Annotated in this window: 9 protein-coding genes; 2 read left to right on the forward strand and 7 right to left on the reverse strand. The window is 67.9% G+C overall.

The window, feature by feature from the left end; genetic code table 11:
* Positions 1-27: 27 nt before the first annotated feature.
* The 6 genes from M1248_RS06210 to M1248_RS06235 form a co-directional block, all read right to left on the reverse strand.
* Positions 28-3,246: an arabinosyltransferase domain-containing protein gene (locus M1248_RS06210; RefSeq protein ID WP_317147842.1), complete on the reverse strand. Its 3,219-nt coding sequence runs from the start codon at positions 3,244-3,246 to the stop codon at positions 28-30.
* Between the two features lie 11 nt (positions 3,247-3,257).
* Positions 3,258-5,126 (reverse strand): galactan 5-O-arabinofuranosyltransferase, encoded by a 1,869-nt coding sequence (locus M1248_RS06215; protein ID WP_317147864.1) that lies wholly within the window; start codon positions 5,124-5,126, stop codon positions 3,258-3,260.
* Between the two features lie 2 nt (positions 5,127-5,128).
* The gene (locus tag M1248_RS06220; RefSeq protein WP_317147843.1) at positions 5,129-5,911 is read right to left on the reverse strand and encodes a decaprenylphospho-beta-D-erythro-pentofuranosid-2-ulose 2-reductase; all 783 of its coding nucleotides are present in this window, start codon (positions 5,909-5,911) and stop codon (positions 5,129-5,131) included.
* Between the two features lie 2 nt (positions 5,912-5,913).
* Positions 5,914-7,314, reverse strand: coding sequence for an FAD-binding oxidoreductase (locus tag M1248_RS06225; RefSeq protein WP_163733161.1), 1,401 nt, complete (start codon positions 7,312-7,314; stop codon positions 5,914-5,916).
* A 64-nt stretch (positions 7,315-7,378) separates the two neighbouring features.
* Positions 7,379-7,777, reverse strand: coding sequence for a GtrA family protein (locus M1248_RS06230; protein WP_163738010.1), 399 nt, complete (start codon positions 7,775-7,777; stop codon positions 7,379-7,381).
* A 24-nt stretch (positions 7,778-7,801) separates the two neighbouring features.
* On the reverse strand, positions 7,802-9,271 hold the full coding sequence (locus M1248_RS06235) for a PLP-dependent aminotransferase family protein (RefSeq protein ID WP_410506625.1): 1,470 nt from the start codon (positions 9,269-9,271) through the stop codon (positions 7,802-7,804).
* On the opposite strand from M1248_RS06235, the gene M1248_RS06240 reads away from it, so the two are divergent.
* Together M1248_RS06240 and M1248_RS06245 are read left to right on the forward strand one after the other, a co-directional pair.
* The gene (locus M1248_RS06240; RefSeq protein WP_317147845.1) at positions 9,270-9,740 is read left to right on the forward strand and encodes a carboxymuconolactone decarboxylase family protein; all 471 of its coding nucleotides are present in this window, start codon (positions 9,270-9,272) and stop codon (positions 9,738-9,740) included. The genes M1248_RS06235 and M1248_RS06240 overlap by 2 nt on opposite strands.
* Positions 9,741-9,752: 12 nt before the next feature.
* Positions 9,753-10,511 carry an aminoglycoside phosphotransferase family protein gene (locus M1248_RS06245; protein ID WP_317147846.1) on the forward strand — a complete coding sequence of 253 codons (759 nt, stop codon included), beginning with the start codon at positions 9,753-9,755 and terminating at the stop codon, positions 10,509-10,511.
* Positions 10,512-10,520: 9 nt separating this feature from the next.
* On the opposite strand, the gene M1248_RS06250 is transcribed toward M1248_RS06245, so the two are convergent.
* Positions 10,521-10,871: a zf-TFIIB domain-containing protein gene (locus tag M1248_RS06250; protein ID WP_163733173.1), complete on the reverse strand. Its 351-nt coding sequence runs from the start codon at positions 10,869-10,871 to the stop codon at positions 10,521-10,523.
* Positions 10,872-11,011 lie beyond the last annotated feature (140 nt).

Raw genomic sequence — 11,011 nt, forward strand, 5'->3', positions numbered from 1 at the left:
GACCCGTCACGTCGGACGCCGTTGTCGTCAGGACAGTCGCAGCGGCGCCGGGCTCCACAGCCCGCTACGCGTGGCCTTTCCGAGTTCCAGCCGGGCGGGCTCGGCGTTCGGGTACCACGGCGTGAGCTGCTGCAGCGCACCCCAGTCGCGGAACCAGTCGTCCTTGAGGTAGCTGGGCACCGTGGTGGCCCGCACCAGCAGTTCCGTGATGCCCAGCGGACCGCCGCCGAGGTAGTCCATGACCGGCGAGTTGGCCTCGGCGCCGAACCGGTCGGGCAGGATGCGCCACTTGGGCACCTCGGTGAGGCCGTATTGATGGGCGAAGGGGCGCTGGCACGGGAACGCGAGGCCCACCAGCCAGTCCAGCAGCACCGGATCCTGGGTGCCGACGACATCCTGCAGTGTGCGCAGCTGCGGTATTCGCGGCGGGGTGACGGCGATCCAGTGCTGTGGGTTGAGGTCGTCGTCGTTGGCGACCAGCCGCACCTGGGTGGCGTCGGTGGGAATCGCGGCCATCGGGGCGCGCAGGTTGCGCCAGGCCGGCACCGCGCCGACGTCGGCGAACCCGACGCCGCCGCCCGGCTCGTCGGCCGCCGCCTGTTCGTCGTTCGCCCACTGCAGGGTGACCTCGCCCGGGTCGAAGCGGCCGGCGGCGGCGACCACCAGCAGCGGGCCCGCGTCATCGCGATCTTCGGGCAGCCGGTACCACGCGGAGCGAAGCTCGGCCGGCTGCTGTGTGCCGCTGCGCCAGCTGCCCATCACCGGTGTGGTGGCCGGGTCGAGACCGTAGGGCAGGCGCGCCCGGGATCCGTTGACGCCCGCCGCGGCGGTGGTGCCGCCCTCGGTGCCCGCCTCGCCTGCGGTGTCCTCGGCTTCAGGGGTGTCGGCGAAGTTGGTGGCGGTGCCGGGACCGCTCGCGGATTCGTCGGCCGACACGTCGGACGGAATTCCGTTGGGCCCGAAGCCTTCTGCGGTCAGTGCTCCCAGAGCATCGCCGACGGGGGTGTCGACGGGCTCCAGCATGGCGGCGTTGGGGTCTTCTTCGACGAGCACGTCCTCGGCCATCCCGCAGGATTTGCCCGCCACCGCTTCGAGGTTGGATCGGCCGACGCTCCAGGCCGGATACTGGTCGACCATCGCCAGCGTCAGCGAGAGCACCTCGAACACGACCAGCACCCATGTCGCAATCGCCAACGGCGACTGGATGATCCGCTGCCACCGGGTCGGCGGGCCAGGCGGTGATTGATCGCGCCCGGAGAAGTGGAACCACGCCGCGAGTAGCAGCGCGAGGACCGAGAAGCCCAGCAGCATGGTGGTGAAGCCGAACTTCCACTCGGGGAACTGGTTGGACCACGGCACCCCGAAGTTGGAGACGTACCACCACCCGTTGACGGTCGCGAACGACAACGCCATCACGAACAGCACCGCTGCCGCGAACACCGAGCGGTTGCGGCGCGAGCGCATCGCGACCGCGGTGACGGCGACCGCGGCAAGCGCGCCGAGCGACCCAGCCAACCCGGCGAACACGCCGAAGTGATGCGTCCACTTGGTCGGAGTGAACATCAGCGCCAGGAACGAGATCACCGTGATGCCGATGATGCGGCGGCCGGGCCCGAGCGCGGTCCCCGGAATCCGGTACTTGCGCAACGACATCGCCGCCGACACCGCGAGCGTCAACAGCAGGGTGAGCACCGCGAACCGGCGGGCCACCGAGCCGTCCGGGCTGGTCGTGAACAGTCGCTCGTAGCGGATGTGCTCGTCGAACCAGCTCAGGCTGGGGCCGACGGCCGACTTGAACGTGCTGGCCTGCAGTTCGCCGGCCAACGTCTGGTCGCGGAAGATCAGGAAGATCGTCACGGTGCCTGCCGCGAGGATCGGGGCGAGCAGCGCCAGGTACCCGAATCGCGAAGTATGAGCGGCCACAATGGTTTTCAGGGGCCCAACCGCGACGAGCAGCGCGCCGACCGCGGCGATGCCCGTCGGTCCGGAGAACAGCGTGAGTGCACCGATGATGATGGCGATGGCCACCGGGAGCACCCTGCTGGTGGCCACGCCCCGTTCGACCGAGCACCAGGTGAGCAGGATGCCGAGCGCGATGATCGGTTCAGGACGCAGGCCGTTGTTCAGCGGCAGCCAGAACGCGAGGAACATTCCCGCCGCGGTCCACGCCGCGGCCTGGCTGGTCTTGACGGCGTGGCCAAGTCGCGGCAGCACCTCGCGACTGATCACCCACCAGCACGCCAGCGCCATCGCGAGAGTGGGCAGCCGCATCCAGACGCTGTTGGTGCTGACGTGCGCCCACAGGGCCAGCAGGTCGTAGTACCAGCCGAACGGCGCCTCGGGGGTGCCGAACCATCGGTAGTAGTTGGCCATGTAACCGGCGTGTTCGGACACCCGCGCCATCGTGAGGATGTAGCCGTCGTCGGCGGTGTTGGCTCCGACGAAGTGCCACCACACCAGCACCGCGGTGACCACACCGTCCAACGGCTTGACCGACCACCAGCGCGGCGGCAGGAAGCGCTTGACCGATCGGCCGTCGGCGGTGTCCAGCACGTGCAGGGAGCCGAGCGAGACGATCGTCAACGCCACCCCGACGATGATCGTGAGCAGCTTCAGCAGCGTCGGCGAACTGCTGTAGCGGGTGTCCAGCGTCGCCGAGAACTGCAGGCCGGGCGGCGCCGGGCCGGACAGATCGGTGAAGACGCCGACGATCTGCGGGCGGAAGTCGTACCCGCCGCGCTCACCGCGCAGGGGCGCGCCGGGATCATCGGAGTCGGGCCCCTTCTTAAGGCCGACGAATTCGCCGGTCACCTTGTCGGCCTGAGCGGTGAACGTGAGCTTCTGGCACGCCGGGCTGAGCACCTGGTTCAGCGGTGCGCTGACCACCGGGGTGTTGCGGACGATGACGAGCAGGTCGTTGTTGACCCGTTCGATCAGCAGACCGCGGTCGATCGCCTTGGGTGCCTGCTTGGGCACCGTGGACAACAACACGGTGCGGCCGCGGTTCTCCTGACCGGCAAGGCCGGCCGCCGCGCTGCACGGCACCGTGATCGTCAGATCGGTGGCTACGTAGCCGATCAGCGGCGCGTCGACGCTTTGCAGCACCCCGTTCTGCGGCCAGTTGAGCTGCGCGGTGGTCTGCGTCACCGGCAGCAGCGGGGTGGCGATCGCCAGCGCCGCTCCGACCAATCCGGCGACGATGGCGATAAGCCGTGCAGTCCGGTGGTTACTCCCGGCGGCGATCACGGGGGTTGATCCTAGTTGGGCAGCCGAATTGCCAGCACGAACGGCCCGATGTCGGACACATCGAAGCGCGGATCGTCGAACAAGGTCTTGTCGAGTGCGACGTGGTAGCGCCGGACGTTGGGCTGGTTAGGGTAGACGTCCGACGCCAGTCGCAACGTGTAGGTGTCAGCCGCACCGGACGGGCCGCCCCGGCGCATCAGGAAGACGTCGGGCGCCTTCCACGGCAGTGCGTCAAGGTTGTCGATGAACTGGTCGGCGTCGGTCAGCGTGGCCCAGCCCTCGATGGTGTCCGCGCGCTTCTCGAATTGGGCAAGCGGGTTCGCGTAGTGCGACGTCAGCCCCTGGAAGCCGTAATAGGGGTAGTACGACAGGAAGCTGTAGTCCGCCGTGAGTACGACGGTCTCGTGGCGCGGCCGACCCGTCACCTCGCCGATCCTGGCGTCGATCTCGCGGTAGTAGCGCTCGGCTCCGGGGGGCCGACGGTCGGCGCGCTGGCCGTAGCCGTCGGTGTCGGTGTAGGCGACGACGATGTCGGGGCGCAGCACGTCGGGGATGTCCTGTGCGAAGGTCAGCGCGCCGAGGGTGCCGAGCGTCGCCGCCGCGGCGACGACCCGCTTGGCGGTTTCGGGTTGATACCTGTGCGCGATCGCCAAGCTGACTTCGATGAAGCCGAAGGCGCCCGCCGCGGCCAGCAGCACCGTCAGCGCCGGCTGCAGCCGGAACGACAGCAGGGTGGTGCCGGCCAGCGTGGTGAGCATCGACAGCAGCGACCACGCGTAGACGGCGAGCACGCCGACGGCCAGCGCACCCGCGCGGGTCGACGAGCGGGCGCGCCACACCAGCCACAGCGTGCCGAGCATGCAGAGCATGCCGAGCAGGGTGAAGCGCAGCATCGGGAATTCGAGATTGGCGCCCGCTTCCGGCAGGTAGTGCATCGCCGTACCCGACTCGGCGGGCTCGCCCCTGGATGCGGCCAGCAGCCACGGGCCAAGGCCGATCAGCCACATGGCCGCCGAGATCGCTGCGATGACAAGCAGTCTCAGCAGTGGATCGACGGAACGGCGAACCGCGGCGAGGGTGAACGCCATGATCGCCAGCGTGAACGCGGCGTAGCCGAGCAGCAGCGAGTAGAACAGCGCTGCGACACCGAGAAACACACCCGTTGCGATGACGGCCGCCCACCCGCCCTTACGATGACCGCCCCGCAGCCCCGACCACGCGAGCACGAAGACCGGTGGCAGCAACACGGTGATGACGGCGGCGTACGGCTCGGCGGGCGAATACGCGAGCGTGGCCGCGGCGGTCGCGGTCGTCACGATGAGCGCGTACTCGAAGCGGATCATGGCGGCCCACAACACGAATGCCAGCACGATCGCGATGGTGATCGAGATGATGGACCACGGCTTGAACATCTCCCACGCGGGGGTGCCGCTCAGCGCCGCCATCCGGCCACCGATCCAGAACCAGCCCGGCGGATAGAACGGCGGCAGACCGTAGTAGGTCATGTCGTGCAGGCCGGGGCTGTCGGCGAGGCGTGTCAGGTACTCGGTGCGGAACTGCTGGTCGACGGAGATGCCGAACAGGTACAGCTTCGTCGCACCCAACGGCATCGCCAGCGTCACGACCGAGAACGCCGACAGGAACAGCAGCGTCGACAGCCGGGCCAGGACGCGTCGACCTCGCCGCCACAGTAGCCCGGACGCGAACAGACCAGCCAGACAGGCGAATTGGCCGACGGTGGTCAGGGCGTGCAGCTGGTTCGACGAGTTGTAGGCCGGCCATTCCACGCGCGCGATCGCGACGAGGGACACCGCGGCCACGGTCACCGCGATGATGACCGCCACGGCCATCTGGCCCAGCGTGGCCAGCGCGCCCCGCATGGCTAGATCGGCAGCTTGCGCATGATCGCGCGCGGAATGTGCCGGATCACCATCATCACGTACCGAAACGCTCCCGGCGCCCACACCAGATCCTTGCCCTTGGCCGATGCCGCGACCGCCAGTTCGGCGACGTCTTCCTTGTCGACCGTGAACGGCGCTTCCTTGGCGCCGGTGGCTTTCCAGTACGCGATCGTCGTGCCGGTACGCACCTGGCCGGGCCTGATCACCAGCACTCGAACACCGAACTCGCGCAGTGCTTCTCCAAGTCCGAGATAGAAGCCGTCCAGGCCGGCCTTGGTCGATCCGTAGACGAAGTTCGAACGCCGTACCCGCTCTCCGGCGGCCGAACTCATTGCGATGATGCGGCCGAAACCCTGCGCACGCATCTTCTCGCCGAGGAGTACACCGACCGAAACCGCGGCGGTGTAGTTGATCTCGGCGATCTGCACGGCCTTGCGCTGGTTCTGCCACAGTTCCTCGGCGTCGCCGAGCAGGCCGAACGCCACGATGGCCACGTCGACGTCGCCTCCGGCGAAGGCGGCGTCGATGACCTCGGGGTGGCTGTCGGTGTCGACGCCGTCGAAGTCGATCCACTCGACGGATTTCGCGCCGGCGGCCTCCATCTGGGCGATGGCGTCGTCACGCTTGGGGTGGCCCGGGACGTCGGCGAGCACGACGCGGGCCTTGGCGTTGCGCAGGAAGCGCTCGCAGATCGCCAGCCCGATCTCGGAGGTACCGCCGAGCAGCAGGATGGTCTGGGGATTACCGGTGGCATCAAGAACCATGTTTAGAGCAGCTCCAAGCGTCGGGCCATATCGGATGCGAAGACGCCGTTCGGATCTGCCTTGCGGCGCACCGCGATCCACTCGTCGATGAGGGGATACATCTGGTGGAATCTCTCCGCGCTGACGCGGGAGTCCTTCGCGGTGTAGACCCGCCCGCCGAATTCCATGACACGGTCGTCGAGCTCGTTGAGGAACTCGTTGACTCCGGCCTTGTTGGGAAAGTCCATCGCGACGTTCCAACCGGCCATCGGGAAGCTCAGCGGCGCACGGTTTCCCGGTCCGAACAGTTTGAACACGTTCAGGGCCGAGTAGTGCCCGCGCGTCTGAATCCAGCGGATGATCGCCTTGAACTCGTCGAGCGCATCGGGCGGCACCAGGAATTGATGCTGCGCGAAACCTGCTGGGCCGTAGGCGTTGTTCCATCCGCTGACCAGGTCGAGCATGTGGTAGAACTGCGACAGGTTCATGATCTTGCCGCTGTACGTGCCGCCGAGCCGATAGTAGACCTCGCCGATCGCCATGAACGACAGCTTGTTCATCGCGCTGACGGGGAAGACGTTGGGCACCGTCAGCAGTTGTGGCGCATCGAATTTCAGCGGGTTCTTGGCCAGCTTGGGGGGCAGCTGGTCCAGCGTTGCGAGGCTTCCCCGGCTGACGGCGGCGCGGCCGAGTTTGGGTGGCGGGCTGATGAGGTCGAACCAGGCGCTGGAGTAGGTGTAGCGGTCCTCGCTGCCGTCGAGATGCACGGCGATGGTCTCGTCGAGGTCTTTGGTCGCCACACCGTCGGCGATGAAGTACGCGGTCTCGGTGCGCGTCATCACGATGCTGGCGCGCACGATGATGCCCGTCAGGCCGTTGCCGCCGACGGTGGCCCAGAACAGCTCGCTCTCCGGCCCGTCGGGCGTGAGCGTGCGTACTTCGCCGTCGGCCATCAGCAGGTCCATCCAGAGCACGTGGTTGCCGAAGCTGCCCGCGCTGTGATGGTTCTTGCCGTGGATGTCGGAGGCGATGGCTCCACCGACGGTGACCTGCCGGGTGCCGGGCAGTACCGGAACCCACAGCCCAAAGGGCAGCGCCGCCTTCATCAGCTGATCGAGGCTCACTCCGGCATCGACGTCCGCCAGCGCCGTGTCGGCGCTGATCGAATGGATGCGGTTCAGCGCGGTCATGTCGACGACGAGGCCGCCGCCGTTGCACGCCTGATCGCCGTACGACCTGCCCAGCCCGCGCGCGAGAACACCGCGACGCAGGAATGCCGGGCTCGACGCACCGGGATCGTTGGCCTCACGGACCGCCGTGGCGATCAGCTCGACGTCGGGTGTTGACAGCACCTGCGCGACCGACGGTGCGGTGCGCCCGAACCCGGTCAGGGCGCGCGAGGTCGTCGGAAGGTTGTCAAACATCGTGACGAGGGTACCGTGCGGCCCGGTTCGGCCCGGCCGGCTGCGCTGAGTGGATTGGGGTGCGTCAGCGCAGCCGGAAGATCACGGCGCGCTGCACCACGAAGTTGATGACCGTCGCCGTGCCCTGCGCGATGACGAACGCCACCACGACCGCGGTCGGTGTGTAGTCCAGTAGGCGAAGGAACAGGTGGTTCAATCCGACCTGGACGACGAATGTCGTGATGTAGAGCGCCCATACCGCGACCAGCCGGGCTCTGCTGGGCGGAGCCTGGAACGTCCACCGCCGGTTCAACAGGTATGCCGTCGTGGTGCCCGCGATCCAGCCGATGACTTTGGCCAGATCGGGTTGTAGGCCTGCACCCTTGTAGAGGAGGACGTACAGGCCGAAGTCGACGATCGCGCTGAAGCCGCCGGTGACGATGAAGCGCCAGATCTGGGTCGCGAGACTCAGGTCTGGGCGCATCGGGGGCTCGGTCACCCGGGCAGCTTAGCCACCCACTCCGCTGGCATTGAGCACGGCGCGTAACGCGTCGATGGCGGCGGGGAAGGCGTGGTCGGCCGGAGTGCCGAAGCCGATGACGAGGCCGTCGGGGCGCGGGACCTCGCGGCCGGCCTGTGGATGACGCATGATGGACAGCCCCTGGAGTCCGATGCCGGCCTCGCCGGCTCGTTGCAGCACTTCCTGTTCGGCGCCGTCGGGCAGCGTCAGGGTCAGGTTCAGTCCGGCGTCCAGTCCGCGGATTTCGATGTCGGCGTGCGACAACGCCTGCACGACGACGTCGCGGCGTCGCCGGTAGCGCATGCGCATGCGGCGGATGTGTTTGTCGTAGCCGCCGCTGATGAGGAACTCGGCCATCGTCAGTTGGGCGATGCCGTCGACGTAGAACTGGGAGCCGCCTTCGGCCTCGATGACGGGGTCGATGAGGTCGGTGGGCAGCACCATCCAGCCGAGCCGGAGCACCGGTGACAGGCTCTTGCTCGCGGACCCGAGGTACACGACGCGTTCGGGGCTGAGCGCCTGCAGCGCGCCGACCGGTTGGCGGTCGTAGCGGAACTCGCCGTCGTAGTCGTCGTCCAGGACGTAGCCGTCGGTGCGCTGGGCCCACTCGACGACCGCGGTGCGCCGCGAGGGATGCAGCGGCATTCCGTAGGGATTGTGGTGGGCGGGGGTGAGGAGGACAGCGGGCACGTCGAGGTTGTCTAGCTCGGCCACCATCGCGCCGTGGTCGTCGAGACCGATTGGGACAGTGGAGATTCCCATCGCGGCGAGCGCGTCGCGGAATACGAATAGGCCGTACGCCTCGACGGCGATCGGGCGGTGGGTTCCGAAGACGCGGCCCATGAGTTCCACGGCATGCCGCACGCCGGCGCAGATGAGGATCGATTCCGGTGAGGTTCGGACTCCGCGCACCCGTGCGAGGTAGTCGGCGAGTGCGTCGCGCAGTTCGGGCCGGCCGCGCGGGTCGCCCCTGCGCAGCGCCTCGGTCGGGGCGTTGGTGAGCGCGCGCCGGGTGGCGGCAGCCCACTCGCTGCGCGGGAACTCCGCGACGTCCGGATTGCCCGGCATCAGGTTGTGCGTCGGCGTCACGTTCGTGCCGCGGGGGCGGGCGGGCCGCTGGGCGCCGCTGGTGTTGACCACCCAGGTACCCGCCCCCTGCCGCGACGCGAGCCATCCTTCGGCGACGAGCTCGGCGTACGCCTCGGCGACCGTGTTGCGGGCCAATCCGAGATCGACGGCCAGGGACCGGGACGGCGGGAGCATGGTTCCCGCGGCGAGGCGGCCGGACCGAACGGCGTCGCGTAGCGCGGTGAGCAGCAGTTCCCTGGCGCCGCGGACGCCGGGTGTGATGGTCTCGCGGAGATCCAGGTACAGGTCACGACGACCGGGATTGGCCCACGAAGTCACGGCTGAAGTTAACCATGAAGATGGGATTTTGCCCACTAGCGTTATGGGCATGACAACGACATTGGAAACTTCAGAGTCCCTGGAACGAATCAAGATCTACAAGACGTCGCCGGAGTTGTACGAGGCGATGATGGCGTTGAGCAATGCGGCGGCCAAGGACGTCGACGTCGAGCTCGGCGAGCTCATCAAGATCCGGGCGTCGCAGATCAACCACTGCGCCTTCTGTCTCGACATGCACACGCGGGATGCGCGCAAGCATGGCGTCAGTACGCAGAAGCTCGACGTGCTTGCCGCGTGGGAAGAGGCGGGGCCGCTGTTCTCCGAACGCGAGCGGGCCGCGTTGGCGCTGACCGAGGCGATCACCGAGCTCGGCGACGGCCATGTGCCCGACGAGGTGTACCAGCGTGCGGCGCGGGTGTTCTCCGACCGCGAGCTGGGTCAGGTGATCGCGATGGCGGTGACCATCAACGCGTGGAACCGCATCAACGTCGCCGCCCGCGTTCAGCCGCCCACGCGGTAATACGGTCGAGGGGTGCAGACCCGGTCCGGTGCAGAGATCCGCGTCGATGGTGACGTGGTCTACAAGCTGCACCGGCCGGGAACCGACCCGCGTCAGTTGACCATGCGGTTGCGGGTCGCCGCGGAGTCGGAGGCCCTGCTGTCACCGTTGCGGGCGGTACCCGAAGCCGTCGGTGACCGGTGGCGCACCGAGTGGCCGTATGTGGAAACCGTTGTGCCGCAACCTGAATTTCTGCCGTGGGCCGAGGCGGGTGGGCTGCTGGCCCGCCTGCACCGTGAGGAGCCGGTGGGGCGGATCCCGCCGCACGGTTGGCCGCAGCGGTTGCGCCGCGCGATGGATGAATTGCGGGATGATCGCGACGCCACGGTGCTTCGGGCGGCGGCCGTTCTACCGGACGCGGTATGGCGTGCGGGGTCTGCGGCACGGCCGTTGTCGGTAGTGCATGGCGATTTCCACTTGGGCCAGCTCGGTAGAAGGGATGCCGGGTCGCCGTGGTTGTTGATCGATGTCGACGATCTCGGGCTCGGCGACCCGGCGTGGGACCTGGCTCGGCCCGCGGGTTTCTGGGCGGCGGGCCTGATCCCCGATGACGATTGGGGCGCGTTCGTCGACGCGTATCGCGATGCCGACGGTCCGGCCTTGCCGGAGGGTGACCCGTGGCCGGTTCTCGAGCCATTCGCCAGGGCCGCGGTGGTGCAGGCCGCCGCCCACCATCGCGATGACGAGTTGCTGATGGCGGCCTGCACACGGATGGCCAGCTCAGTTGGCTAGCCGGGTTGGCTAGCTGGAGAAGAACAGCCGACCGAAGCCCTGCTTGCGGTAGTGCTTGTTGCCGCGATGACCCCAGCCGGGGCCGTAGTCATAGCCGCCGTAGCCCTGCTGCCCGCCGTAACCCTGATGCGGGGGTGCTGGCGGCGGCGGAGCGGACTGGACGAACCGGTTTTCCATCTGCGTAAGCGACTCGAGCTCACCGAAGTCCAGGAAGATGCCGCGGCAGGTGTCGCATTGCTCCAGGTGGATGCCGTTGCGTTCGTAGGTCTTCATGATGCCGGCGCACTTGGGACACAGCAGCGTGGTACCTGCGCCAGCTGACGGCGGAGGCTTCGGGGGTTCATATGGCGGGATGCTCATATCGCGATAACGCTAGAGCAACCTGGGAAGTGCCTGGGAGCCTGAAGGCGGTGTGTCTGCGCTCAGAACGGTGCTGGGTCGTGGTTGGACTACCCCAGGTTTTGTTCCTACTCGGGTGCGAGGGCCGGGGTTGGCTGACT

Origin of the sequence: Mycobacterium sp. 29Ha (assembly GCF_032883055.1) — a bacterium.
GTDB lineage: Bacteria > Actinomycetota > Actinomycetes > Mycobacteriales > Mycobacteriaceae > Mycobacterium > Mycobacterium gallinarum.

Coding starts and splice junctions, on each gene's coding strand:
- M1248_RS06215 (WP_317147864.1), bottom strand. CDS start 5,126: ATGCGGGGCGCGCTGGCCACGCTGGGCCAGATGGCCGTGGCGGTCATC.
- M1248_RS06220 (WP_317147843.1), bottom strand. CDS start 5,911: ATGGTTCTTGATGCCACCGGTAATCCCCAGACCATCCTGCTGCTCGGC.
- M1248_RS06225 (WP_163733161.1), bottom strand. CDS start 7,314: ATGTTTGACAACCTTCCGACGACCTCGCGCGCCCTGACCGGGTTCGGG.
- M1248_RS06230 (WP_163738010.1), bottom strand. CDS start 7,777: ATGCGCCCAGACCTGAGTCTCGCGACCCAGATCTGGCGCTTCATCGTC.
- M1248_RS06240 (WP_317147845.1), top strand. CDS start 9,270: ATGACAACGACATTGGAAACTTCAGAGTCCCTGGAACGAATCAAGATC.
- M1248_RS06235 (WP_410506625.1), bottom strand. CDS start 9,271: ATGCCCATAACGCTAGTGGGCAAAATCCCATCTTCATGGTTAACTTCA.
- M1248_RS06250 (WP_163733173.1), bottom strand. CDS start 10,871: ATGAGCATCCCGCCATATGAACCCCCGAAGCCTCCGCCGTCAGCTGGC.